The sequence below is a fragment of the Micromonospora sp. KC721 genome (assembly GCF_004348355.1).
Classification (GTDB): domain Bacteria; phylum Actinomycetota; class Actinomycetes; order Mycobacteriales; family Micromonosporaceae; genus Micromonospora.
In genome coordinates this window covers 1-26308 of the sequence record NZ_SMJY01000066.1, presented here as the reverse complement: position 1 = coordinate 26308, position 26308 = coordinate 1, and the positions used below count along the sequence as shown (strand labels likewise).

Annotated in this window: 14 protein-coding genes, 2 pseudogenes and 1 riboswitch; of the genes and pseudogenes, 4 read left to right on the top strand and 12 right to left on the bottom strand. The window is 68.7% G+C overall.

The features are described from left to right. From E1182_RS31680 to E1182_RS13930, 4 genes and pseudogenes are all read right to left on the bottom strand, one after another. A pseudogene (locus E1182_RS31680) lies at window positions 1-223 on the bottom strand (hypothetical protein); the annotation flags it as partial. A 252-nt stretch (window positions 224-475) separates the two neighbouring features. Next, window positions 476-2854, bottom strand: coding sequence for a hypothetical protein (locus E1182_RS13940; RefSeq protein WP_132264924.1), 2379 nt, complete (start codon window positions 2852-2854; stop codon window positions 476-478). Window positions 2855-3005: 151 nt separating this feature from the next. Next, window positions 3006-3716, bottom strand: coding sequence for a hypothetical protein (locus E1182_RS13935; protein ID WP_132264922.1), 711 nt, complete (start codon window positions 3714-3716; stop codon window positions 3006-3008). Beyond that, entirely contained in the window at window positions 3713-12982 is a 9270-nt protein-coding gene (locus E1182_RS13930) for a LamG-like jellyroll fold domain-containing protein (protein ID WP_243706209.1), read from the bottom strand. Before E1182_RS13930 ends, E1182_RS13935 begins: the two co-directional genes overlap by 4 nt. Window positions 12983-14124: 1142 nt before the next feature. On the opposite strand from E1182_RS13930, the pseudogene E1182_RS13925 reads away from it, so the two are divergent. Then, window positions 14125-14367 (top strand): annotated as a pseudogene (locus E1182_RS13925) (transposase family protein); the annotation flags it as partial. 254 nt (window positions 14368-14621) lie between these two features. On the opposite strand, the gene E1182_RS13920 reads toward E1182_RS13925, so the two are convergent. Continuing rightward, on the bottom strand, window positions 14622-14825 hold the full coding sequence (locus tag E1182_RS13920; protein WP_132264918.1) for a cold-shock protein: 204 nt from the start codon (window positions 14823-14825) through the stop codon (window positions 14622-14624). 221 nt (window positions 14826-15046) lie between these two features. Between E1182_RS13920 and E1182_RS13915 the strand changes: the two genes are divergently transcribed. Further along, complete coding sequence (locus tag E1182_RS13915; protein WP_132264915.1) at window positions 15047-15577, top strand: GNAT family N-acetyltransferase; 531 nt, start codon at window positions 15047-15049, stop codon at window positions 15575-15577. A 106-nt stretch (window positions 15578-15683) separates the two neighbouring features. On the opposite strand, the gene E1182_RS13910 is transcribed toward E1182_RS13915, so the two are convergent. Beyond that, on the bottom strand, window positions 15684-16856 hold the full coding sequence (locus E1182_RS13910; RefSeq protein ID WP_132264913.1) for an MFS transporter: 1173 nt from the start codon (window positions 16854-16856) through the stop codon (window positions 15684-15686). A gap of 27 nt (window positions 16857-16883) precedes the next feature. Next, on the bottom strand, window positions 16884-17759 hold the full coding sequence (locus E1182_RS13905; protein ID WP_207921395.1) for an alpha/beta fold hydrolase: 876 nt from the start codon (window positions 17757-17759) through the stop codon (window positions 16884-16886). 85 nt (window positions 17760-17844) lie between these two features. Here E1182_RS13905 and E1182_RS13900 point away from each other — a divergent pair, with 85 nt between their 5' ends. Continuing rightward, the gene (locus tag E1182_RS13900; protein ID WP_132264909.1) at window positions 17845-18411 is read left to right on the top strand and encodes an ABATE domain-containing protein; all 567 of its coding nucleotides are present in this window, start codon (window positions 17845-17847) and stop codon (window positions 18409-18411) included. Window positions 18412-18628: 217 nt separating this feature from the next. Here the strand turns inward: E1182_RS13900 and paaN are convergent, their stop codons facing one another. From paaN to E1182_RS13875, 5 genes are all read right to left on the bottom strand, one after another. Then, the gene (gene paaN, locus E1182_RS13895) at window positions 18629-20302 is read right to left on the bottom strand and encodes a phenylacetic acid degradation protein PaaN (RefSeq protein WP_207921394.1); all 1674 of its coding nucleotides are present in this window, start codon (window positions 20300-20302) and stop codon (window positions 18629-18631) included. Window positions 20303-20354: 52 nt separating this feature from the next. Next, the gene (locus tag E1182_RS13890) at window positions 20355-21329 is read right to left on the bottom strand and encodes a GNAT family N-acetyltransferase (protein WP_165942606.1); all 975 of its coding nucleotides are present in this window, start codon (window positions 21327-21329) and stop codon (window positions 20355-20357) included. Between the two features lie 477 nt (window positions 21330-21806). Next, a complete protein-coding gene (gene thrC / locus E1182_RS13885; RefSeq protein ID WP_132264901.1) occupies window positions 21807-23096 on the bottom strand; it encodes a threonine synthase in 1290 nt (429 codons plus the stop codon). Between the two features lie 11 nt (window positions 23097-23107). Beyond that, a riboswitch (SAM riboswitch) is annotated at window positions 23108-23240 on the bottom strand. Between the two features lie 169 nt (window positions 23241-23409). Then, the gene (locus E1182_RS13880) at window positions 23410-23859 is read right to left on the bottom strand and encodes a DoxX family protein (RefSeq protein ID WP_132264899.1); all 450 of its coding nucleotides are present in this window, start codon (window positions 23857-23859) and stop codon (window positions 23410-23412) included. A 113-nt stretch (window positions 23860-23972) separates the two neighbouring features. Beyond that, on the bottom strand, window positions 23973-25610 hold the full coding sequence (locus E1182_RS13875) for an OmpA family protein (RefSeq protein ID WP_132264897.1): 1638 nt from the start codon (window positions 25608-25610) through the stop codon (window positions 23973-23975). Window positions 25611-25723: 113 nt separating this feature from the next. Between E1182_RS13875 and E1182_RS13870 the strand changes: the two genes are divergently transcribed. After that, on the top strand, window positions 25724-26308 hold a 585-nt coding region (locus E1182_RS13870; protein WP_243706208.1), incomplete at its 3' end, for a DUF4232 domain-containing protein.

Genomic DNA, 26308 nt, shown 5'->3' with positions numbered 1-26308 from the left:
GCGGGAAGGTGTGGGCCGGCTGCCACGGGTACGGATCGACCGGCTGACCGTCGGTGGACGGCCGACCCGACCCGTCGGGGCCTGACGCGGCGGGCGCGTCCGACGAGTCGGGACCGCTCGACTGCCGGGGCACCGCCGGACCCGAGGGATCGGGTTGGCCACCCGAGCCGGACGAGGCCGCGGGGCCGGGCTCCGGAGCACCCGGTGGGGACTGGTCGGACATGAGCCCTCCTCAGCGACGACAGCTGGAAACGACTCACGATCTTTCCTGGCGTCCGCCACCCACCGCTGCCCCGGGCGGGCAGGATGCGAGCTGGCTGGGACGGCCGCTTCATCGGGGCAGTGCGGGGGTGAACAACTGGAGCCAGCCGAGCCTCCCCCTGAGCCGATCGGATCGGCGGCTCGCGCATAGCGCCCATAACGACGAGCCCCGCCGGCCCAGAGACCAGCGGGAACTCGTCGATGACCAAGCCGCTCAGTCGGCAGGCGGCGCCGGCTGGGTGTGTCCGGTGTACCAGATTCGCGCCGTACTCCAACTCCCACCGTCCAGCAAGGAGAGTTCCCGCCGGTAGATGCGGAAACCACCGTTCTGGTTACGGAACACGACGATGAATGCCTGTCCGGGCGCGGTTCCGATCGAGATCGTGGCGATTGCCGGATCGGTGGCCGCATTGTCCGAGGCCACGTCCGGATTCGGATTCAACGTCTTCCATTGGCCCCAGGTGTTCGAGCCGGCATTCGTCTCGAACACGACATACATCTCGTTGTCATGCCCGCGCGCCACGACGGCGGTCCGGGTCAGCACCGGATCCAGCACGACTGCGGGAGAACCGGCGGCGGTGAAGTCGCCGATCCGCTCCCAGTCGGTTGACCACGAGGTAGACGAAACTTCAACCTTCGTCCTGATCGATCCGTCCGCGGCACGTACGACGATCCGGGTCCTTCCTCCCAGCCCAGAGACAACCGCAGGCGTGCCGGTGACGTCACCTGCCAGGTCGGTCCAGCTCGACAGTGCGCCGTCCGGGAAGTAGGTCGCCGTCTTCACCGTGCCTGTGATGGTGCGGGCAACCAGCCGGAGCGACCCCTCGTCCTCGTTGGCGACGGCGACCTGACTGGCGAGGTCGGCGTCGCCAAGGCTTGCCCAGGCCGGTGATGTTCCCGATTGCCGGTAGTGCCACAGCCGGCCATCCGCGTCAACGGCGAAAAGGACATCGGCCTTACTGGATGGATGCCCCTCGATCCTGTTGACGAGCTGCGCACCGGTCGGCGGGCCGGCCATCGAGCCGCCGAGGTTCGACGGTGCGGGCCAGGTGTAGGGGGTTCCGGTGTTCTCGCTGGTCGACCAGATGTTCGTGTCGATGTTCTGAGCCGCTACCTGAACTCCCTTGTCCACGCGCTGATGCAGCGACGGCGGGCCGGTGTACGCCTCGCGGCCGGAAGCCGGGGCCCAGACGGTCTGGCCATACTGGTCCGGATCCATCGTGCCGACCAGGAGACGCCCGGCGTTGTCGGTGAACGCGAGGGTGATCCTGCGCAGCTGCGTCCCGTCCGACTCGCCCTGCACCACTGCCATTCGCGCGAACGGCAACGGCGTCAGCTCCGGCATCGGGTCAGCGAACCAGGCTTGGAGATCGACCAGCAGATGCACGGTCCCACTGCTGTTGTTCCTGACCCGGACCTTGCCCTCGGCCCCGACTTTGGTGACCGCCAGACCGGACCGCGCGACTTGTCCGGTGCTGAAGTTGCCGGCCGACACCGACGTTGGCGTCGCGTCGAGTGGCCACACGCTCAGGTGACCGGTGGCGGTCGGGCTGACCGCGGTGAGGTTCAACACCGCACCCGCGATCGCCCGGGTCGGCAGGCCGTTCGTACCACCGATCGCCACGTCGACCGTGCCACCCGCCGGCAGCGGCGTTTTCGCGCCGACCGTCCGGGTGTCCAGCAGCCGGCCGGCTGTTAGCGTGCGGAGGCCCGCACCGGTGGTCGGCGCGGCGGTGAAGTAGCCCTGAACCGAGACGAGCACGTGCACGGTGCTGGCCCCCCGGTTGGTGAGGACCACTTGGCCGTCGGCGGGCAGCTTCACACTCATGCCCATCGAGGTAATTCCGGCCTGGTAGTCGATGGCGTTCGCGGCGCTGGCCTGGTTCGCCGGCGCGACGGCGAGATGGCCGAGAGCGGTCGCTCCGATGACGACGACGTCGATCATCGCCGCAGAAGCACCGGTTGGGATCACCCCGCCGGTCAGCGTGACCGTACGACTGCCACCATTGGCGCCGATCGGCCCCGTGCTGGTGCCATGGCCGGTGCGGGTGTCCACCAGTCGCGTGTGGTCGACCGGCACGAACGCCCCACCGACGCCGGTCGTGCTCGTGGTGAAATAGCCCTGCACATCAAGCTTGATGTGGGCGCTGTCGAAGTGGTTGTAGACGTCCAACTTCCCGTCGGTGCCGGGGGCGACGACGACGGAGTTGGACAGCACCTCGCCCTTGGCGGCGTTCAGCGACGACGCGACCGGCCGGGCCGCGCCGTGCGGAAAGACGGTCAGGTAGGTGTTCCCGGCGGGCGTGATCGCGGTGACGTCCACCAGGAGGGCACGCACACCACTCGCGGGTACACCGCCGACGCCGAGGGCGGTGACGGTCGTCGTGGAGGCAGCGGGCCGTGCGCCGGTCACGCCACCGGTGCCGTTCCGGGTGTCCAGCAGGACGGCGTTGGCGGGTACGAAGTCGCCCCCCTTCCCGGCCGCGTCGGCGGATGCGGAGCCAGGACTCAGCCCTGCAGCAAGCAGGATGACGACCGATACAAGCGACATAACGCGTCGCCACATGGATTTGTCAGTATGGCCGATCAGCACAGGTTGCACCTTCCAGGGTCAAGAGCCAAATCGGTATCAATAATTTTCTTAGAGCGCCCACCGAGGGCAGGCGGACATGAGCGCATCTTGGATGCACCACCAGGAGAGGCAGCAATAGATGACTGATTACAGTTCCCAGGGTTAGCAACGCCTAACTGTCACCACGGCCCATTAGCCGATCGATTAGTCTCGCACGAAGGCGCCCCATACGAGTTTGCCTCGGCCGGCGCGACACATCATGTATTTCCTCCCACTTTTCCCGTTTGTGCGCGGCAGCACGTTTCAGCCAAGCCGGATCAACAGTCGAGGTGTACTCGTCCGACTCGGAGTTCCACTCCCGCAAATCTTCAATCGCCTGACTCGCCCGCGCACGCTCGTCAGAGTCGCCAGAATTCGCCACGAATCGCGTGAGCAAATTTTCTGCTTCACTAACTCGGTCTGTAAAGACCGTCAACAGGCTCATCGTGGCATTGCGGACCTGGGAATCCTCGCTACGCAGCAACTCATCATACATATCCATGGCGCTTTCCACGACCCGTTTCGAGATGAGCCTCAGCCCTATGACGGAGCCGTGATAGTTGACCGTGAAGTCTGCCGGAGCGTCCGCCTTGCCGATCTCCTCAAGGATCCGCAATCCACTGACCCTCCCTCCTGAAGACCATGAGGCAAGTCGCACCAATATCTCTTCCGCCACATACGGAGCCGCAGGATAGAGCAGCCCTTGGGGGGCCACCTCGCCAGCCAAGTACCTATACGCCCAGATGCGCTCTTCCTTGCGCGGCGAGTCGAGCTTGTCGATGACAAAAGGGCAGCTAGCGGCACTTCCCGATGCAGCTTGAATTGACTCCCAGTCAACGCTCATCTCATCACCGTACCTGGCGGGAACTGCACCGGACCCCGGCCATCAAGTTGACACTTCAGGCACACGTCCCACTCGACCCCCTCGTCGATCTTGAAAGGAGTTGAGTAGCGGAACGACGATGGCCTCGCCAATGGCCCCGCCTTCTGCACAAGTGCCAGGTCGGCGACGTCCTCCGCGCACAGCAGCGTCTTGCATTCCCCAGTCAACCCGCGCTTGCTCGCCGCCACCGCCTTGCCGGTAAACTTGTCGAATGCGCCAACAACCATGGCCGCCTTCCGCTTTTGCGAGTTCGAGAGGCTGGACAGATCGTCGATCAAAGCGTCGCGGCTGGCCGTCGCCCGCGTAAAGGCGATCGCGTCCCCTGCCAGCCCACCCGTGATCCTGCCATGCAAGATGTTGCTGATCTCCTGCTTCATCGCTTGGCCGGCCAGCCCTGCAGACGCCTTGACCCCAGCTCCATTGACGAGCGAAGACACGCCGTGCTGCAGGGCTCGTCCACCGACAGAGGCGACCCCGCCGGTAACACCACCCACTAATCCACCTAGGGCAGCCTCACCTGCGAGGTCCAAACCGCGCTTGCCGTTCATGTAGCCGGTGACCGCCGAGCCGACCGCACCAGCGAGCGCGCCGCAGGCAACCGCGCCGACGCCGGTCCAGCCGATCGCCGCGCCGCATCCAACGCCGACGATCGCGCCGACAGCGATGCCGGTGATCTCAGCGGCATGGTCCTCGACGAACTGGGTCGCCTTGTCCCACATCTCGGTGGCGCCCTCGACCAACGGCGCGAACTTCTCCGCCGCTGTGAGCATCAGTTTCTGCCGGAACTTGTCCGGGTCCTTGATCGCCTGGGCGGAGACCGAGACGATGCTCGCTGCCACCTTGTAGGTGGCGGAGACCACCTTCGCCGCGGCCATCAGCGGTTTGGTCAACGCCTGGACCACCGGCAACTTGGTGAACTTCACCAGGTTGCGTTGCGCTGCCTTGGCCGCCTGGCGCACCTTGACCTTGAGTTCGTGGGCTGCCGCTCGGGCTTCTTGTTTAGCCCAGTCACCGAGCCGGCCATCTTGGTATGCCCGATATCCCTCCGCCGTTTTGCGCTTAATTGTTTCGATTTGTTGACCGACAAAGGTCTTCGCCGCCCGGAAGGCGGACACCCCACGGTCCCACTGGCGCTTGCCCCAGTCCCAAAGGCCGCGCCAGGACCAACTGGGCAGGGAGTTCCACTGCTGGCTGACCCACCGGGTGCCGGAGTTCCACTTGTCGGCGATCCAACCGCCGGCCCGCTTCATCCAGCGCGGCCAGTGACCGTCCGGGTCGTCGAAGTCGAGCGGGGCACCCGCGCCGTACGCGTACCGGTTGGCGAGGATCGAATCGCCGCTGGAGTAGTTAACGCTGTCCCGGGAGGTGAAGGTGCCGGTGCCCGGGTTGTACCAGCGGGCGCCCATGTCGACCTGGCCGGTGTCCGGGTCGGTCCAGTCGCCCTGGAAGCCCAGGTTTCCGGTGTCGCCGACGCCTCCGATCTTCTTACCGAACGGGTCGTACGCGGTCGAGTCGTTCAGCGCGGGCAGTTCGGTGTTGGCCGGATCGAAAGCGGCCACCACGTCGCCGTGCGCGTCGGTCAGCGAGAGCCGCTCGTTGCTGCCGTGACCGATGGCGAGCAACTCGCCGGCCGGCCCACGGGCGAAGTACTCCACCCCGTCGTGGACCACCTCGTCGCCGAGACCGGCGTACGTGAAGGTCGTCCCGGTGCGGGATACCACCCGGTCCAGGCCGTCGTACCCGTAGGTCTGGTCCTCGGCGGCGGTGAGCCGGTCAAAGGCGTCGAACGAGTACTGCTCGGTCAAGCCGGAACTGGTGCGGCTGCGTAGCGTGCCGCGGGCGGTGTAGGCGTAGGTGTAGTCGCCGTCGGAGAGCAGGCGGTTGCGTTCGTCGAAGGTCGCGGTCTTCGAGCCGGCGCGGACCCGGTTGCCGCTGTCGTCCCACTCGTACTCGATGGTGCCCGCCGGGCCGGTCCAGGAGGTGAGCCGGCCTGCCTTGTCGTACGTGTAGGTGTTGTCGCCGGCACCGGCGGTGCCGGTGGTCTTCTTGCTGGTCAGGTGGCCATTCAGGTCGAACCCGTAGGCGACGGAGGCGACCACGGACCCGGCGGCGTTCTTCAGCGTGTCGCTGCTGACCCGGCCGTAGTCGTCGTAGCCGAAGGTGCGGATTCGGCCGCCGCCGTAGTCGACGGTCCTCACGTCGCCGGCGGCGTTGTAGCTCAGCTTCTGTACCTGGCCGGTGATCGAGTCGATGAGCGAGTCGAGCCGGCCGTTCACGTAGCCGAAGGTGGCGGTGCCGGTCACGTCGGTCCGGGAGGTCATCCGGCCGTCGTCGTCGTAGGTGAAGTTGGCGGTGCCGGAGGGACCGACGGTGGACAGCAGGGCCCCGCGGTCGTTCCAGGTGTAGGTGTTGGTGCCGGTCGGAGCGCTCACGCTGGTGAGCCGCCCCGCCTGGTCGTACCCGAGACTGCGCGCTGCGGTCGCGGTGTCGCCGCCGGAGCCCGTCTCGGCGGTGAGCCGGCCGGCGGCGTCGTAGGTCCGCTGCCGGCTGACGCCGCCCGGTGCGCTCAACCGGACGGCCCGGCCCTCGGCGTCGTAGCCGACGGTCCAGGTGCGGTCGGCCGCCGCCGGGTGGGCCTCCGTCGCCGGCTCGATCGCCGACTCTGGCAGGCCCAGGGTGTTGTACGTGTAGATGGTCGAGTTGCCCCGGCCGTCGGTGTAGCGGGTGCGGTTGCCGGCGACGTCGTAGCCGAAGGTGGTGGTGATGGAGCTGGTGTCTGTCACCGGCTCGACCTGCTTCACCAGCCGGCTGGCGGCGTCGTATTCGTATCGGGTGACGGTCTTGTACGGGTCTTTCGACGACGTCATGTTGCCGGCGGCGTCGTAGGTGTAGCTCTGTGTCCGCAGGACCGTTTCGTCGTCCTTCAGCGTGGAGTCGCTGGTCCGGTCACCGAAGAGGTTGAACCCGATCCGGACGGTACGGCCGAGACCGTCGGCGGTTCGGACCTGGCGGCCGGCGTAGTCATAACCAAAGTGCATGGTCACGCCGGTGGGGGCGGTGCTTCGGATGACGTCACCGACCGCGTCGTACGTGTTCGTCGTCGTCGCGCCGGACGGCGACGTCACGGAGGTCAGGTTGCCCGCGTCGTCGTACGCCATCCGGGTGACCAGGTTCTTCGCGACCGGATGCCGCTCGACGCGCGTCTGCGTGACCGCGCGGTCCAGGTCGTCGTACGTGGACTCGATGCGGGCTCCGGTCGGGTCGGTGACCGACAGCACCTCACCCGTCCGGGTGTAGGTGTACCGGGTGATCGCGCGATCGTCGTTGGTCGACGACGGCTCGTCGCGGGCGACGAGGCGGTTGAGCTGGTCGTACGTGAACCGTGTGGTGCCGCTGGGGCGGATCTGCTCGACGACGTTGCCGAGCCCGTCGTAGCTGCTGCGGGTCTCCGGGATGATCTGCTCGGAGACGCCGGGTGGCAGGTAGGACGGGGCGGTGGTACGCACGGCGCGGCCGAGCTTGTCGTACTCGATCCGGGAGACCTGCCCGCGCGGGTCGCGCGCGGCCACCTGCTCGCCGAACGTGTTGTAGCCGATGGCGGTCTCGGCCCTGACGGTGGCCGGCGGGCCGTCGTTGCTCTCCGCCTCGACCGCCGGGCCGGTGGAGCCGATTTGCCGGCCGAGTTCGTCATAGCGGTAGGTGGTGGTGAACGCCGCCTTGTCGGCGCCGGTGACGTTGCCCCGGGGATCGGTGGCGGTCACCCGCAGGCCACGACGGTCGTAGGTGTAGCTGGTGGTCCGGGTCTCACTGTCCGAGCTGACCTTCTCGGTGAGCAGGTTCCCGGCATCGTCGTAGGTGTAGTCGACGACCTCGCTCTCGACCGGGACGAACCACGGAACGTTCGACCACCTGCCACCGCGGGTGGTGCGGGTGACGTTGCCGTTGGGGTCGTACGCCATGGTGGTCGTCCGGGACAGCCCGCCCGGATCGATGACGCTGGTCAACACCTTGCCGGCGCGGTCGTACGTGAACTGGGTCGTCCGCCTGCCGTTGGCTTCCTTCTTGAGAGTGAGGTTGCCGGCCGCGTCGTACGTCCGTTCCTCGACGACGTAGTCGCGCTCGCTGTCGTCCGGGTTCCGGAACCCCTTCATTGTGATCTTGTGCAGGAGGTCGTCCCGGTAGTACGTGTACTCCAGCCGACGTTTCATGGCGTCGGTGTCGCTGGCCAGGCGCCCAGCCATGTCGTACGAGTAGGAATGCAACACGAGGTAGTCGCCGGTGCCGGTCCGGGGCGCACCCTCCGGATCACTACGCCAGTCACGTAGTCGCACCTCGGCGACCTTGTTCTGCGCGGTGTAGGCCCAGTCGTAGCGGTTGTCGTTGGCATCCACCATCGATGTCCGGTTGCCGAAGCGGTCGTACCCGTAGCTGGTCTCGTTGCCCTCCGGGTCGACCACCTTGACCGGCCGGTTGTACTCGTCGTACTCCGTGGTGGTGACCCGGTCCGGGTCGCCGCCGAGCAGGTCGGAGACGATGACCTTGGTGACGTTGCCGTCGGCGTCGTACTCGTTGGTGGTGTGCAGTTGGTGCCGCACACCGGAGATCGCCTCGGTGGTCACCGGGCCGGTCACCGTCTTCACCCGGGACTGTTCGTCGTAGGTGTAGGTGGTGGTGACGCCGGCGGGATAGGTGTCCGAGATGACCTTCTCGGTGAGGCGGCGGCCGAGGGTGTCGTAGCTGTACTCGGTGATCAGGCCGCTCGGCTCGGTGACCCGGGCCAGGTCACCGTTGCTGTGGTACGCGTGGCTGGTGACCTTGTTTCGGGCGTCGGTGCTGGTTTTCAGGAGGCCACCGGGTGGACTCCCGCCACCGACCGCAGCCTCGGCGCCGTGGGTGTACGTGTGCCCGACCGTGCTGCCGTCCGGGTTGGTCTGGCTGCTCAGCTGTCCGTCCGTCGTGTACGCGAACGTGGTGCGGTACTGCGTGTCGGTGGGGCTGCTCGATCGGCCGTCCCGCGACTCCACCGCCAGGTCGACCCGAGGGTCGAGCGGGTCGGTGATGGTGGTCGAATAGGTGTAATAGCTGGTGAAGCACTGGGTGGAGGTGCGGCAGTTCTTCCGGGTCGCCAGGCGACCCTTGCTGTCGTAGGTCATCTCCACCGAGTCGCCGTTCTCGTTGGTGACCTTGCTTTGGTAGCCCTCCTCGTCGTACGAGTAGGTGCGGACCGCCATCCCGTTCAGCGGGTGCCTGACGAATATCGGTCCACCGGCGTCGCCCGGGATGATCGTGCAGAACGCCGGGTCGTTCGGGTCCGGCTGCGTGCAGACCTCGGTCGGCGGCGGCGTCGGTGCGGGGGTCGGCTCCCCCGGCTGGTCCTCCGGCCGCGTCTCCAGACCCAGTGGCGTTCCTGAGCGCAGCAGGCGACCGGCGAGGGCGTCGTACTCGTAGAGGTGCGGACGGTTCGCCGGGTCCAGGACCTGGATGCTGCGCCGCAGGTCGTTGTCCCCGCCGTAGATGGTCGGCAGGCCGATCTTCCAGGTGCCGCCGTCGTCGTCGGTGTACTCCTTGACCCGGTCGGTTGTGGTGTCGTAAGCGACCTCACTGGCAACCCGGCCGCTGGGCAGCGTGACCTTGGTGAGTTGCTGCGCGGCAGGCTTGGCGTAGCGGAAGTGGGCGGCGACGGTCTCCGGGCCGATGGGGTGCGAGTAGACGGCGACCTCGTCGATGACACCGGCGAAGTACCGCTGGGCAGTGCTCCCCCAGCCCGGCCACGAGGTCGGCGTGGTGGCAGAGGCGGCACCGACCTGGTTGAAGGTCAGCAGCGAGTGCTCGATGGTCTGCCCGGTACGATCGCCGACCTTGACACCATCCAGGTACATGGTCTGGGTGGTGCCCATCGCGGAGAGCACCACGTGGTGCCACTTGTTGTCGTTGACCGCGACGGCCGAGGTGACCGGCGCGACGGTGCCGCCGGCGAACTGGCCGCGTAGCCGGCCGTCAGTGCCGGTGTAGAGGACGGGCACACCGCTGGTGGCGGCGGTGCCGACGGCCTTGTCCTGGTAGCCGAGCAACGGGCCGCCCGTCTGGGTAAGGCCGATCTTGAACCACAGCTCGACGGTCACGTCCCGGCTCTTCTTCACCAGGCCCTTGGGCAACTCGACGTGGGACGACGTGCCGTTGAAGGCGACTGCGGTGTTGCTGGTGCCCTCGACCACACCCGGCTGCGCCAACGTGACGTTCTTGTAGGTGCCGGCATCCTTTCCGAGATTGATCGCGACGTCGCTGGCCGCAGCTGTGCCCTCAGCCTCTCCCATGCGGTAGTAGGAGTCGGGGCGGGCGTCGAGCACCGCGGTGCGGTAGTGCGAGCCTGCGGCGTACTCGTAGCCGATGCAGGCGTCGGTGGGTGAGCAAACCTTGGTGAGCAGGTTGCCGGTGTAGGTGTAGCTCCAGGTGAGCGGGGCACCGTTGACGGCGTCGGTCTTCACGGCGGTGATCCGGTCACCGGTCCAGGTGAAGTGCAGGGCTCGGCCGGCGGTGTTGGTCTGGCTGTTGGCGACCTGCGCCTGCGTCAACCTGCCCGTCATCGCGTCGTACGCCAGCCTGATCGATCGCGACATCTTGTCAACGATCCTGAGGAGCCTGCCGGTCAGGGAGAACTCGTAGGTTGTGCCGGAGCGATCGAGCAGCTTCCAGCCGGCACTGTCCACGGTCAGCCGGGCCACGCGCCCTGAGGGTGCCGCGTACGTCCCGTCCGGGTTTTTTCCGAATCGCACCTCCTGCCCGTCCGGATAGCGGATCACCACGTTGCCGGAGCCGTCATCGTCCGGTGTGAGCTTCATGTCGTACCGACTGGACCAGCCGGCCCCGAACACTCCGGACGTACGCGGGTCGAGGCTGTTGTAGGTGCGAAGCAGGTTCAGCTCCGGGCCCACCGTCGCCACAGTGGCGTCGATCGCCGAGGTCGTGAAGTTGCCGACCTGGGCGTCGAACTCCCGGCCGCGCTCGGCGTCCGGCGAACCGGCGATGCGGGACAGCAGGTCGGGCTGGGGCACCGAGGTGAGCATCACCGAGTCCGGTGACCGCACCTCGCTCGCACTGTCCTTGACGTACGCACGCCAGAGGTACGACCTGCTCCAGGACAGACGCCCGGCCGGGACCACCCACGACGGCTTGGTCAGATAGCCGGAGTTCGTGCAGTTCGTGGCCGCGCCGGCGTCGTTTCGGTCGCAGACCTCGAACTTGAACGACAGCGTCGCCCCGGGCGCGGCGTCGGAGTCGACGGCACGCGCCCACAGCAGCGGAGTCAGGGTCGGCGCCTGGTATCCATTGCCGGGGTACAGCTCCTGCACCACTGGTGGCACGTCGAAGACCTGAAGCACGATCCGGCCCGGCGGAACCTGGTGGTCGGTGAAGACCGTGCCACCGGTACGGACCATGGTGAAGTCCAGGAAGTACGCCCCCGGTTCCAACCGCTTGACGGTCGCGTCGAGAGTCACCTTCGCACCCCGCGCGAGGGTGGCCGGCAGGTTGGCAGAGCGTTGCTGGGAGACGGCCAGGCCGGTCTGCGCGTTGTAAACGCGGTAGGCCAGGTAGTAGTTCGCCGGCGTCCAGTCCTCGGCGCCCAGGTTGGTCACTGTCACCTTCACCTTGCCGTCCTGGTTGCGCAGGACCGGCGGCTCCGGCGTCGGCTTCGGAATGGCGTACGAGGCGTTATACGGCGAATGCGTGACGTAGAGCTTCGGCGGGTTGGCGGTGCCGGTGCCGGCGAACCGCTTCCATGCCGTCGAATCCGTCGTGGAAGCCCGCAGCGACAGGCCGTTGTTGGCCTGCTGCCCGTTCACCCACCGTTGCACCAGGTTGCGACCGGCCACACCGAGGTCAAACATTTCGCTGGCCACTGGGCAGGCCGACTGCGATTGACCGAGGGCGATATAGCCGTGCGCGAACGAGCGACTGGCGAGGGCGCCACCCACCGACGGACCGGGGTACGAGTGGCCGGTGCCCGCGGTCCACGACTCGGTGACCGAGTGAACGGTGACCGGACGCGGCTTGCAGGATGCCGCGTCGTAGTTGACCACCGACAGAGCGACCCCGTGAATGGTGTGGTTACGCAGCTGGCTGACCAGCCCGCCGAACTTGAGGTAGGCGGCCGCATTCGCCTCGTCAGCGGAATTTGCCTGGTTGGCTCGTCCAACCAGCAACTCCTGGCTGCCCGAAATGGAGTTTCTGCCGTGCACGTACATGCTGCTGTCCGCGCCGATGCCGGTTACCGGCGGGCCGACCGTGGGGTCGACCTCGACCGGGTAGCGGCGGTCCGGGTCCTGCAGCCACGCCCGGTCGAGCGTCACCCGTAGCGTGGGCTGCCCGCCGGCGTCGACCAGCTCGTAACGCACGCCGGTGGAGGTGGCGGGACCGCGGGATCCGTCACCCGCGTCCACCATGTAGCCCGGCGGGATGACAGCTCGCTGCGTGCCGGCCTTGTCCGTCAGCACGATCTGCCCGTCAACGAGCTTCGCGGTGAGGTCGCGCAGCCGCAGCGGGAAAAGGTACGAGGTCGGCGCGGCGGCGGTATGGAGTACGAGGGTCTCCTTGACGCCGCCGGGGCGTGGTTCGAGACGCAGGTCGACCCCCGGCCGGACGCCGGCGTAGGTGACCGCGTCACCAGTGGCCTGGCCTTCGATCCCGGCCGCCTCAGCCAGGGTGAAGCCGAACTCCGCCCCGTCTTCGAACGTCAGCCGGACCAGATCGGGAGCGTCGGACCGGTTCGCCAGGCGCACCGCCGTCGCATCCGCCGCGTTCTGCCAGCCCGCACCGTCCGGGGCCGGCACCAGGCTGCTGTCGATGGGCGCCCAACTACCGTCGGGGCGGCGATAGTTGACCGGCGCGGACGAGAACTCGGTGGTCACCGTGCCGTCGGCGTTGTCGTACACCCGCCGGTGGGCGTCACGATCGGTCGGCCGCTCGCGGCTGGTCGTCCGGTTGTACCCCTTGGCCATGCCGGTCGGCGACTTTGCCACGGTGGCCTTGTTGCCGACCGGCTCTGCCTGCTGTGGCAGACGGTGCAGGGGATAGCGCCCGCGCAGCGACGTCGGGAGTTCCTTGTTGGCTCGGCCCGGTGTGATGTGCCCGCGCTTGGCCGCCGAGCCCCACGCCTGACTCGGTCTCGCCCCCGCCGGGGTGCGGGCGTCACCGCCGCGCCCAGCCGGTGACAGGGACAGGCTACTCACTCCGCTGCCACCCAGGTTGAGCGCGAGGACGCCGGCCAGGGCTGCCGCGAGGAATGAGCGCGCCGGGACTCTGCCCGGCGGCGAAATACGCCGGGCCGACCGGGCGGACCGGTTGAACGTACGCCGAAGACCGAAGGACATCGTCAACCCCCGGAGTGGTCGGTGGAGGGCGGACGGCAAGGCATGCCGCCATGGCCTTGTACGAATACGAGGAAGCCCAGGGCAGGTGACGGAGGCGACGCCGAAGCGGCGGATGTCAGCGGTCGAGGGCAGCGGTGTGAGACAGATTCCGGATCAGACCGGACGGGTAAGGCCACCGGCGTTCAGGCAGACTCATCTGCGCCAATTGACCAGCATGTGAATGGACATGGCTTCACACCCCCGTGTGCTGTTTGCCATCAATGCGCCAAGGTACGGTCGCAGTGGGCGAGGTGACCTGTCAAGACCCAACCATCAATAACAGTTACCACCTGCGCCTACTACTCACCGTGATACACAAACCACTCTTATGGGTCATCTTGGGAAATTCCACCCGACCATGCTGGACACTTCACAGCAGGCGGATCCCAACTTTGAACCAGCCCTCTGCGGTCGACGGAACGGACGACAATCGACCGATGCGGTTTGGCGACGGAGCTGTGCTGCCCCATCTCCAAGGAAGCAAGACGCATTTCCGAAACCGCGCGCACTAGTTTTAGTGGAGGAATATGCCGCCACATCCGCCACCGCAGCGGTACAGCAACCTCGGCCGGCAACAGCGGCAGAACGTCCACGGTCGCGGGATCACGCAGCTGCCCGCCGGACACCTACCACAAGGCTCAGTCTCAAGCCAGCCGCCGGCAGTCCATCCGCTCCAACTCCCCGCTCAGCATCCCCATGGCACCGCATCGACGGGCATACCAGCAGCCGCGCCACAACCTGTCCGGACAGCACACCTAGTTCGTCATCAGGGTCCGCGGGTACTGATGACCAATCGGCTTTCTTCGCCCGGAAATCTGCTGGTCCGGATCTGCCGAGGCGGGGAATGGGTGGCCTGGACATTTATCGGTCCAACCCAGGTGAATACCAAGGATCCACCTCTGATCACTCAGGGTGAGCGCTCCGCAAGCCGATCTTGCAGCTCAAAGCAGGCGCGGCAGCCCAGGAGATCGGTGAGGGTGAGGCTGCAGGGCACGCCGATTCCGATCGACCGCATCGCCGACCAGAAGCCGCACTACTCCGGTAAGCACCAATGGCGCGCAGTGAACGTGCAGGTCATCGCCGATGCCGCTGGCCTGCTCGTCTGGGCCTCGCCTGCCCTGCCCGGCAGCATGCGGACAGCGTTCGAACGCCACCGCTTCCCGCCGAAGCTGTCACGCCGGCAGAAGGCGGTCAACCGCCTTCACCACGTCGAGACGAACCGCTACCCAGGATGCAACTGGCTCAGTGAAGTGAGCCTCGCGGTGATCATCGCCAGGAGGAGCCGATGAGGCGCGCAAAGCCTTATGACCTCGCCTTACCTGGCCATACGCCACAGCCACCGCAGGCTGCTTGGAGCTCTGCGAAATCGCGGGCCCATGTCAACCAACGGGCCGGCTATCGCGACATCCGAGCGGAGGCGGTCTGACCAACCGCCACCGCTCAGCAACCCGAGACCGTCTCAGGCGATGAGGCGGACCCGCTCGGCCTGCGGCCCCTTCTGTCCCTGGGCGATCTCGAACTCCACCCGCTGACCGTCGTCCAGGGCCTTGTAGCCGTCCATCTCGATGGCGGAGAAGTGGACGAAGACGTCCTGGCCGCCGTCGACGGCGATGAAGCCGTAGCCCTTTTCGGAGTTGAACCACTTCACGGTGCCCTGTGCCACGGTGCACTTCCTCACTCTGCGCGGCGTTTCACAACTCCGGACACCGGCGAACCGGCACCGGACGGCCCCTCGTTCGGCGATCGTCGACGGCCGCTGAATTCCTGACCGAAATCGCACGCTACACGAGGCGTGACGATGGCGCACGGCCACAAACCGGTCAATATCCGACATGCGAGCGACGTCGCCCCCATCGGCGGCCATCGCTGCGGTAAGCAGATGTCATGACACCTGCCCCGGCCCCGCCGGACGCCCGGACGGCCACCGTCCGTCGGGTACGCCCCTCGGACGCCGCCCGGATGCGGGCGCTGCGACTGGAAATGCTCGCCGACTCCCCGCTGGCCTTCCTGGAGACGATCGCCCAGGCCGCCGCCCGCCCGCACGTCGAGTACGCCGCCCGGATCGCCCACGTCTCCCAGGGCTGCCACACCGCCCAGTTCGTCGCCGACCCGGGCGGCCGGCTGGTCGGGCACGCCGGTGGAATGGCCTCCCCCGACGAGCCAAACGTGACGGTCGTCTACGCGGTGTACGTGAGCCGGGCCTGGCGCGGCCAGGGGCTGCTCGGTCGCCTGGTCGAGGCGGTGGCTGCCTGGTCGCGGGAGTGCGGCCGGCCGGAGCTGATGCTGGAGGTGGTGGTCGGCAACGACCGCGCCTACCGGGCCTACCGGAGGATCGGCTTCACCGACACCGGCGTACGTGTCCCACACCCCACCGTCTCGGCCATGCGCGAACTCCAGATGCGCCGCCCCGCCTGACCCACCGGGGACTCGACACACGGCAGTACCCAGGAGGTCAACGCCCGACGAGGCGTCCACATCCCGTCCCTCATCCAGCTTCGGCCGTGCGCCCGGCAGCTCAACCTCATCCGAGTGATGCGCGGGTGGCCGTGAGGGTGATACGCCGTGCGGCAGGCAGAACGGCGGCCGCAGTCAGGATGGCCGCCGCGAACGGGAGTGCCGTAGGTCCGTGCCAGGCCAGCAGTTGCCCGCCGAGCAGCGATCCGGCGGTGATGCTGATGTTGAAGGTGATGATGAACAGAGCGGACGCGGCGGCCTGCGCTCCGGGAGCGGCCTTGAGGATCAGGGCCTGCAACAGCGGTGGCAGCGCCGCGTATGCAGCCCCCCATACGGCTGCGGCGGCGACGGCCGCGTTGCCTCGCAGCAGGACGAGCGCCGCCACGGCCAGGGTCATCGCACCGAGTGCGGTCAGTAACGCTCCGCGGGGTGCGCGATCCACGGCGGCACCGGCTGCGATCACTCCGAGTACGCCGGCCAGGCCGAAGGCCAGCAGCGCGGTGCTGAGCCCGGTCTGGGCAATCCCGGCGCCCAGCAGAAACGGCGCGATGTATGTGGCCAGAGTGAAGTGTCCCAGCATTACCAAGCCCGTGGTGACCATGACGGTGCGTACGTCGGGCAACCGCACGGCTCGGATACTGCTCGGCCTGGCCTTCGCCGTACCCGGCATATCCGGCAGCGCGACGCGCGCAACAGCCGCCACCAACGCGGCGAGACCAGCCAGGATGGCGAAGGGCACCCGCCATCCGGCCACCTGGCCCAGTGCGGTGCCGAGTGGGACGCCCAGCGTGAGAGCGGCCGAGTTGGCGGCGAACACGCCCGCTATCGCGCGGCCCGTACGATGCGGCGCCACCAGAGAGGCGGCGTAGGCGGCCATCATCGACCACAACACGCCGTGTCCGAGCCCGGCAACCAGGCGTGCGGCCATGGCCACCGAATAGTTCGGGGCCAAGGCGGTGAGCAGGTTCCCGGCGGCGAAGGCTCCCATCAGCACGATCAGCAGCCTGCGCCGCGACCAGCGGGAGGTGAGCGCCACCAGCGGCACGGTCACCGCCAGAATGAGCAGCGCATAGGCCCCGACCAGCAAGCCGACAAGAGATTCGGGCACCTGCAGGGCGCGGCTCATCAGCGGCAGCAGCCCGGACGGCAGCGTCTCGGTGGTGATCGTGGTGAAGGCTGCGGCGAACAGCACGGCCAGGCCGAGAAGCGGATGGCGGGCCGCGGAGGCGGCGGGACGCATGACGATGTCCTCCTGGCTTCGGACGCGCTAGTTCCACGTGCGGCCGAGAAAGTCAGCGATGAGCGGGGCGATCTCGGGTAGGTGGGTTTCCAGGACGAAGTGGCCGGTGTCGAACAGGTGCAGTTCGGCGTCAGGCACATCCCGCAGGTAGGCGCGGGCACCGGGTTCAGGGAAGAACGGGTCACCGACGCCCCAGGGGATGAGCGTGGGCGGGGTGTGCTGGCGAAGCCACGTCTGCCAGCGCTCGTAGCGCTCGACGTTGGAGTGATAGTCGAACGCCAACGCGACCTGCGCCTCCTTACGGCCGGGTAGGTCCAGGAAGTGCTGGTCGAGCGTCCAGCCGTCCGGGGCCAGCAGCGCCAGGTCGCGCACGCCGGTCTCGTACTGCATGCGCGTGCCGGCGAGAGTCAGCAGGTCGCGGATCGTCTGCTCGGCGCCGGGCGTCTCCGGGCGCAACGCGATGAAGTCCCGGGCCCCGTCTGACAGGCCCTCCTCGTAGGCGTTGCCGTTCTGCACGACCAGGCCCGCGATCCACTCAGGATGCCGCTCGGCTAGCCGGAAACCGACCGGTGCGCCGAAGTCGAACACGTACATCACGAACCGGGTCAGGCCGAGCCCTCGCACGAAGCCCTCGGTGACGTCGGTCAGCCGATCGAAGGAGTAGGTGAAGTCGTTCGGGACCTCGGTGTGCCCGAAACCGGGATAGTCGGGCGCGATGAGCCGATAGCGCGAGCCGAGGACGTCGATGAGGCGGCGGAACTGGTGGGAGGCGGACGGAAAGCCGTGCAGGAGCAACAGCACCGGCGCCTCGGGCCGTTCGGGTAGGGACTCGCGGTAGAACACCCGGACGCCGTCGACGTCGAGATGGCGGTGGGCGGTGCGGGCGATGGAGGAGACGATCATGCCTAATGCCTTTCTTGAAGGAAGACACATTAGTTGTACCGATCATCCACCTAATGAGTCAAGCCGCTGCTGTAGCATTAGCCACGTGAGTGAGCTCATTCCTCTGACTGGCGAACCACTGGCCCTGGACCTGGTCAACACGCACCCGGCGGTCAACGACCTGCTGTCCACCCCCGGCGAACTACGCACCTGGTTAGCGCTGCAGGCCGATCGGTTCGACGAGGCGCGTGCCCTCGCCACCGCCGAACTGACCCCGAACGACCTGGCCGCTGTTCGACGTGTCCGCGATCACACCGCCCGCGTCCTCAGCCACGTCCGCTGCGGAAAGCGACCCCCGGCGGATGACCTGAACGCCCTCAACCACATCCAGCGCGTCGCGCCCGCTGTCACCGAACTCGGCTGGGACGGTGAAACGATCACCGCAACCCGCCGCCGCATCGGGACGCCCGGCGACCAGCTCGCGGCATGGCTGGCCGAGGCCAGCGTCGAGCTCCTGGCCGACCCGGCGGTCATCCGGGTCCGCGAGTGCGAGGCCGACGACTGCGTGATGCTGTTCCTACCCGCCCACCCGCGCCGCCGCTGGTGCTCGGCCAGCCGCTGCGGCAACCGCGTCCGCGTCGCCCGCCATTACCAGCGCCACAAGTCGGCCTGACCCGAGGTCGGTGGCCCTGCCCGCTGCTGGTTCTCCCGTCGAGGCGATTACCTACGACTACGACCGGCACTCACTCCCGGAGGGCTCACTTTCCAAAGCCCACCGCAGTTGACCGTCACTGTCCTGGCCTGATCGCTGCGGGGGAGCCCGCCCACGGAGGGGTCAAGCCTGACCGCCCGGAGTGGGTGGGCTCCCCCGGAAACCCCCAACCGCACGATCAGACGTGCCGGCGACTCTGCACGATACGGAACCGGTTCGCGACGTACCCGCCGTCGGTCAGGGCCGCGTTCGCGGCGGGGTTGGCGCCGCTGCCGTGGAAGTCGGAGAACGCGGCGGACTGGTTGACGAAGACCCCTCCGGTCAGGTTGCAGGACAGGTGCACCCCGACGTCGACCGCGGCGGCCTCGGCCGCGGCGAGCACGCTCTCGTCGGTGGAGTAGACGGCGGCGGTCAGCGCCCCCTTCGTCCCGACGGTGGCGCGCAGGATCTCCAGGCTGTGCGCGGTCGATTCGGTCGGGATGACGAACGAGATCGGCCCGAACCACTCCCGGCCGTAGACGTCGGTGTCGTCGGCGGCCAGCCGGACGATGGTCGGCGTCCGCACCACCGCGCCGGGCAGCGACGGGTGTTCGACCGTACGCGACTCCAGCACCGCCGTACCGACCTTGGTGACCTCGTCGAGCCGCGCCAGCACCCCGTCGTTGACGATCGCGCCGGTCAACTCGACGCCCCGGGCCGGGTCGGCGGTGAGCTTGCCGACCGCGGCGGCGATGCCGGCGGCCACCTCGTCGAAGCTCTTGCGCCCCTGGTCGGTGGCGATACCGTCGGCGGGAATCAGGATGTTCTGCGAGGTGGTGCACATCTGGCCGCTGTAGAGGGTGAGGGTGAGGCCCAGGTTGCGGCACATCCCGGTGAAATCGTCGGTGGAGTCGATGACGACCGTGTTCAGGCCGGCCTTCTCGGTGTAGACCGTGGCCTGCCGGGCGTTGGCCTCCAGCCAGTCGCCGTACTCGGTGGAACCGGTGAAGTCGACGATCTTCACAGCCGGGTGCAGGGCCAGGGTCGAGGCGAGCCCCTCGCCCGGGGCCTCCGGCGCGAGCAGTACCAGGTTCGGGTCGAAGCCGGCCTCGGCCAGCACCTCGCGGGCGTACCGGACGGTGATGGCCAGCGGCAGCACGGCGCGCGGGTGCGGCTTGACGACCACCGGGTTCCCGGTGGCCAGCGAGGCGAACAGCCCCGGGTACGAGTTCCAGGTGGGGAAGGTGTTGCAGCCGATCACCAACGCCACGCCGCGGGGAACCACGTGGTAGGTCTTGGTCATCCGCAGCGGGTCGCCCTTGCCGGCGCTCTTCACCCAGTCGGCCGTGCCCGGGTGCCGGGTCATCTCGGCGTACGCGTAGGCCACCGCCTCCAGGGCGCGGTCCAGGGCGTGCGCCCCGCCGGCCTGGAAGGCCATCACGAACGCCTGGCCGCTGGTGAACTGCACCGCGTTCGCCAGTTCGAAGACGTGCCGGTGCAGCCGGGCCAGGATCTCCAGGCAGACCCCCACCCGGGCGCGCGGGCCGGCGTCGCGCCACGCCGGCAGCGCGGCCGAGGCGGCGGCGACCAACTCGTCGGCGCCCGCGTGCGGGTAGCGCACGTTCAGTGCGAGCCCGAACGGGCTGCTCTCGGTCGCGACCCGGTCGGCGGCGCCGGGCTGGTCGAGGGGGAAGTCGCCGTCCAGGTACGCCTCGAAGGCGGCCTTCCCGTCGGCGGCGGCGGTGTCGCCGTACACCCGAGGGCTGGGTGACTCGGGGTAGGCCGACCAGTACCCCCGCTCGGTGATCGCGGTCAGCGCCCGGTCGAGGGTGTCGGCGTGCCTGTCGTACAGGGCCTGCGGGGTCTCCGTCATGCCCGCCATCATGCAACAGGGTGGGCCCAGATCAGTAGGGGCGTGTCACAACTCAGATCGTCAGCTGCCACTCCACCGAGGCGTCCGACGCGCGGAAGCCGAGTTGCTCGTTGATCCTGATCATGTGGACGTTTTCGGCGGCGTTGTAGGTGTCGATCGCCCGCAGGTCCGGCTCGTACGCCAGCGCCTGCTCCAGGTTATCGATCTTGGTGAGCAGGCCGAGCCGGTGGCCCCGGTGCTCCGGATCGACGATGGTGATCTGCTGCCAGGCGTGCCAGGTGCTGTTCGCGGCGAGGCTGACCATGGTCCAGGCGGCCAGCCGGCCGGTCGCCTGGTGCACCGCCCCGACGTGGTACCGACGGATTCCCCGGGCGTCGAGCGCCCGCTCGATGCCCCGGATCCGGTCGGTGTCGACGTTCTCCTGCTCCCACTCGAGGTCGCCGGTGGGCGCGTCGGCCATCAGCCGGCCCTCCAGGTAGGCGACGTCGGCGACGTACTCCTCGGGGGTGGCCTGCCGCCAGCGGACCGTACGGTAACCGGCGGCGGCGATCCGCGCGCCGGCCGCCAGAGCGTCGAGCGCGGCCGGGTCGAGGGCGGTGGTGTCGAGCCGGCGGCGGACCGCGGCGAGCGCGGGGTGCGCGCCGAGCGCCGCGGCGAAGGCGTCCCCGGCGGGGTCCCGTGCCGGGCCGCCGGGCAGGGCCGACACGGCCGCGCCGACCACCCGCTTGCGGCCGGCCTCCCGCAGCAGCCGCAGGCCGTGCTCGTGCAACGCCCGCCCCACACCGCGCCGCCGGTACGCCGGGTCGACCACCAGCTCGACGCTGGCGTTCTCGGTGTTGTCGAGTTGGGGCAGTTCGAGGCGGAGCCAGCCGGCCGGCGTCCCGTCGAGCCGGGCCAGCACCCAGCGCACCTCGACGCCGGGCATCGGGTGCCCGACGAGTGCCTGGAACCGCCGCGGGCAGTACGGCGGCAGGTCCGGCAGGTTCACCGCCTCGGCGGCGGCCCCGATCCGGTACGCCGCCGCCATGGCGGCCTCGTCGGTCGGATGAAGCGGTGCGACGTCGATGCCCACGGCGCCCAGCCTGACCGCCGTACGACGAAGGGGCCAGCGAATATCCGCCAGCCCCTTCGGACGTTGGTCGGGAGGGACGTCCGCACAACGCCTCCGGCGTTGGGTCGCAAGAACTTGAAAAGTCTCCGGCGGATGCCCTCCCGCACGGAGCATCTTCCGCCGTCCCTTTCCTGCCGTCAAGTCCCCGACGACGGGTTTTCGGCACTCACAGCAAAAAGCCAGTTACCCGGCGGATCGCCCCCATCCCCCGTTCGGGCGATCCTCCCCCGCCTGCACGGCTCCGAATCGCGGCACGTCGCGGCATGCAGCGCCCCGGACCCCGACAGCGTGCCGCACCTTGAGTTGCTCAAGGGGGACCGCACGGGACCGGGCCGGACGAGGCCCGCCGGGCAAGGCGACGCAGGCGGGACGGGATCCGATCCCGCCCGCGCGTCAGGAGAGGAGGCCGGCGTCGCGGGCGGCGCGCAGCGACGGCTTGATCCGGTGGGTCGGGCCGACCTGGCCGGCCACCGCGTCGATGGTCTTCAGCCCCTCACCGGTGTTGAACACGACGGTCTCGGCGGTCGGGTCGAGCCGGCCGGACTCGACCAGCTTGCGCAGCACGGCCACGGTCACCCCACCGGCGGTCTCGGCGAACACCCCGGTGGTACGGGCGAGCAGCCGGATGCCCTCGCGGATCTCGTCGTCGTCGGCGTACTCCATCCAGCCGCCGGTGCGGCGCACCGCCTCAAGCGCGTAGAGGCCGGCCGCCGGGTCACCGATGTTGAGCGACTTGGCGATGCCGGTGGGCTTGACCGGGACGATGGTGTCCCGGTCGTCGTGCAGCGCGGTGGCGATCGGGTTGCAGCCGGCAGACTGCGCACCGAACACCTTCCAGCCACCGGCCGGCGCCTCGACCAGGCCGATCTCGACCAGCTCACTGAACGCCTTGTCGACCTTGGTGAGCAGCTCGCCGCTGGCCATCGGGATGACCACCTGGGCGGGGATACGCCACCCGAGTTGCTCCGCCACCTCGTACCCGAGGGTCTTGGAGCCCTCGGCGTAGTAGGGGCGGACGTTGACGTTGACGAACGCGGTGTCCTCGAACTCGTCGGTCTCCACCAGCTCACCGCAGAGCCGGTTCACGTCGTCGTACGACCCGTCGATGGCGACCAGCTCGCCGCCGTACACGGCCGTGGTGACGACCTTTCCCTGCTCCAGGTCGCCGGGGATGAAGACCACCGAGGGCACCCCGGCCCGGGCCGCGTGGGCGGCCACCGAGTTGGCCAGGTTGCCGGTCGAGGCGCAGGCGAAGCGGGCGAAGCCGAGCTGACGGGCGGCGGTCAGCGCCACCGAGACGACCCGGTCCTTGAACGAGTGGGTCGGGTTGGCGCTGTCATCCTTCACCCACAGCGGGGCGGTGACGCCCAGCTCGGCGGCGAGGTTCGGGGCGGCGACCAGCGGGGTCAGCCCTGGGTCGAGGGTGACCCGGGTGGCCGGGTCCTGCCCGGCGGGCAGCAGGGCGGCGTACCGCCAGATGTTCTGCGGACCGGCCTCGATCTGGGCGCGGGTGACGGCGGCGAGCGCGGCGGTGTCGTAGTCGACCTCCAGCGGCCCGAAACACTCGTAGCAGGCGTGTTGGGCGGCCAGCGGGTAGCGCGCGGAACAGGCGCGACAGACCAGGGCGCGAGCGGGGCTGGTGGTGGTGTCGATGCCGGCGGGAGCGGGAAGCGTCGACGTCATATCGAGGAGTCCTCTCATCTTTCCCCGCATCGCACCGTGCGGCGGGGACGGAATTGGCACCTGCCCGCGTCGACTCGTCGTCGAGTGTGCGGGTGGTTGCCGGGGCGTCGTCGGGCCGTATCCCTCAGCCCCTCTGGATGAGGTATGCAGTTGTACGCAGGAGTCTAAGCAGATCCGGGGCGCAGGCCCAGCCGGCTTCCCACGGTGTGAGCCATCCCCCACCGCCGCAGACGCGGGCGGCACACCCGCGCCGACGTGCAGCACGTCGTCGGAGACCCCGGGGCCGGTGTCCGACGACGTGCCCGCCGCCGGGTCAGGCTCGGACCGAACTCCGGTCGGCCGTCGCCGAGCGGACGTCCTGCCCACGGCGCTGGCGGAACACCGCGTCGAGCGCCCACGGGCCCGCGCCGAGCACCATGATCAAGGCGAACGACCAGCAGAAGAGGGCGGAGAGTTCGCCGCCGTTGCGCAGCGGCAGCAGCCCGTCGGGCTGGTGCACCACGAAGTAGGCGTACGCCATCGAGCCGGACGCGAGGAGGGCGGCCGGTCGGGTGGCGAGCCCGACCATCACCAGCGCGCCGCAGAGCACCTGGATCAGCCCGGCCCACCAGCCGGGCCACTGGCCAACCGGCACCGCTTCACCGGTACGCGGGTTGCCGCCCAGGACGCCGAAGACGGACGCCAGGCCGTGGCAGAGGAAGAGCAGCCCGATCACCATGCGGAACAGGGACAGGGCAGGGCCGTTCAACCGGTCAACATTCATCTGGTCACCTCCGGGTAGTGGGATGGTCACTCCCAATGTGAGGCATAGAGTAATGGAAGTTCATCACTTTCTTGATGCCGGGAAGATCCCAGAGGCAAAATCAGCCCAACCGGTCAGTCGACCGGCACGTTCTCGATCTTGCCGAACGGCCCGGCGTCGAAGGTGACGGACCGGACACCCACCGGGGGTGCCGGTACGTACATGTAGGCCCGCTGCGGCTGCACGGTCTGCCAGCCGTGCAACTGCCCGTCGAGATAGCTCTTCACGTTGTCGACGGCCACGAACGCGGTGCGGTACGTGGTGCCCGTCGCGGGGTCGATCACGCCGAACGACGCGTACGCCGGCCCGGGGTAGGCGGGTGACCGGAAGTAGTTCAGGCCGGGGTCGAGCTTCGTCCCGGACAGGTTCGCCAGGTCGAAGACCGCGACGAGGTAGCCGCCGTCGCGGTAGAACGGGTAGACCCTGAGGTGGAACCTCACCGGGCCGACCGAGTCCGTCTGGCTGTCCGACGTACCGTCCCGCTCCGCCACCACCGTGCCGTTGTCGGCACGGAAGGCGGCGGGCGTACCCCCGCCCCCCGTGGCCTGTGTGGTCGTGGCGCCGTCGGGACCAGAGGTGGCGGTGGCCGGCTTCCGCGGATACGTGATCTCGACCCGGCGGTTGCGGGCGCGCCCCTCGGGATTGTCGGAGCCGTCCGGTTTCCTCTCCTCGGCCACCGGCTGGGACTCCCCCCTGCCGGAGACCGTGAACTGCCAACCGCCGCCGAGCGCGGCCCGAAGCTGCGCCTCGACCGCCCGGGCGCGCTGCTCCGAGAGCCTCTGGTTGTCCGAAGGGGAGCCAACCCCGTCGGTGTGCCCGACCACGGTGATCGGCCGGCTCGGGTCGGCGCCGTCCGTGATCTCCTTCGCCGTCTCGGCGAGCAGGGTCTTCGCCCTACCCGTCAGGGTCGCCCTGCCGAAGTCGAACAGGATGTCCGAGCGCAGCGCCACAGATCTCTGCGCCGGGGAGGACAGGGTTTCCCGCTCCGGGCCGACGACCAGCCCGGACACGTCGGCGACCAGGCTGAACGCGTCAGCGGGTGGCTCGACCGCGGGCAGTTCGACGGTCGCCCCGGGCGGATGCGGTGAGTTGATCGCCAGGATCTGCTGAACCCGGGCGCGCGCGTCCTCGGCCACGGGGGTGGCGGTGTGGCTGCCCTCGGTGACCGGCACGCCGGTGAACTCACCCGTCGTGCCCGGGGACAGCACGGTCACCGCCGTGACGCTCTGCGGCAACGGGGGAAAGTAGACGACCGCCGAGTAGTGCACCCCGGGCTGTAGCTTGATTTCGTTGAGGCGGCTGCCGAAGCCCAGGCCGTACACGTTGTCCAGCCGGTACGCGTGGTAGAGCTTGCCGCCGACCGGGTCCAGCAGCTTGAACCCGACGAACGAGTAGTCCGAGCTGGAATCGCCGAACCGGTCGATGCCCAACTGCTCGGTGGCTTCCAGGTTGGTCACGGTGACCCGCAGCACCGTCCGCTTCGGGTCGCGCAACACGCCGTCGATCTGGACCCGGGACCTCGCCTCGTTGGTTCGGCTCACGTCGAAGATCCCGTCGCGGGCGATGTTCGACGTCCGCCCGAGCGCGCCGGCCGCGCCGCTGCTCGCGGGGGTACCGGCGGGCGCGTCACCCGTCCCCGTCCTGCCGGTGCACCCGGTCATCGCGGCAAGCAAACCGACAGTGAGCACCAACCGCTGGCCAAGGACCGTCATGTTGCTCCTCAGTTTCGGCACGGACGAAGTATCCAATCGGGCGAAAGTGTCGACGACATCGAGACCACCCACGCCGCCCCCACGGACAAGGTGGGCTGTGGCACGATCCGACGGTGACGAGTGCGAGGGCGGGTCGGCTCTGCGCGACAGCCGTCGCCGCGCTGATGGCCGGATGCACGACCGGCACCGAACCTGCCACCACACCGGCGGGCCCTTACCCGACGACCGGTTCGCCCACCGCCTCCACCCGGCCATCCCGACCCGACGGCTGCCCACCCGGCGGCGTACAGATCGCGGAGCTCGGCGTCAGCGCCGCCATGGGGCTACGGGCGATGGGTATCGAACTGGTCAACTGCGGCAGCACGCCGTACCGGCTCAAGGGTTGGCCGGCACCCCGGCTCCGGGACGCCGACGGCAACCCGATCGAGGTCCGGATCATCGCGGGCGCAGCCGGGATCACCTCCGGGTTCGACGCCCCACCCCGGCAGCTCGTGCTGCGCCCGGGCGAGCGGGCCGGCGCCGCCCTCCTCTGGCGCAACCTGGTCGACAACGCCACCGTGCCGGCGACCGAGGGCAGGTTCCTGGAGGTCGCCCCGGTGGCCGGTCAGCCGGCCGTCGAGGTGCAGCTGTCGGGCCCGATCGACCTGGGTAGCACCAACCGACTCGGGGTCAGCGCCTGGAAACGGCGGGATCTGCCA

Excerpts from the sequence above, each read along its gene's own strand:
- paaN (WP_207921394.1), bottom strand. The coding sequence starts at position 20,302 with ATGACGGAGACCCCGCAGGCCCTGTACGACAGGCACGCCGACACCCTC.
- E1182_RS13880 (WP_132264899.1), bottom strand. The coding sequence starts at position 23,859 with ATGAATGTTGACCGGTTGAACGGCCCTGCCCTGTCCCTGTTCCGCATG.
- E1182_RS13890 (WP_165942606.1), bottom strand. The coding sequence starts at position 21,329 with ATGGCGGCGGCGTACCGGATCGGGGCCGCCGCCGAGGCGGTGAACCTG.
- thrC (WP_132264901.1), bottom strand. The coding sequence starts at position 23,096 with ATGACGTCGACGCTTCCCGCTCCCGCCGGCATCGACACCACCACCAGC.
- E1182_RS13935 (WP_132264922.1), bottom strand. The coding sequence starts at position 3,716 with ATGAGCGTTGACTGGGAGTCAATTCAAGCTGCATCGGGAAGTGCCGCT.
- E1182_RS13910 (WP_132264913.1), bottom strand. The coding sequence starts at position 16,856 with ATGCGTCCCGCCGCCTCCGCGGCCCGCCATCCGCTTCTCGGCCTGGCC.
- E1182_RS13915 (WP_132264915.1), top strand. The coding sequence starts at position 15,047 with ATGACACCTGCCCCGGCCCCGCCGGACGCCCGGACGGCCACCGTCCGT.
- E1182_RS13875 (WP_132264897.1), bottom strand. The coding sequence starts at position 25,610 with ATGACGGTCCTTGGCCAGCGGTTGGTGCTCACTGTCGGTTTGCTTGCC.
- E1182_RS13905 (WP_207921395.1), bottom strand. The coding sequence starts at position 17,759 with ATGATCGTCTCCTCCATCGCCCGCACCGCCCACCGCCATCTCGACGTC.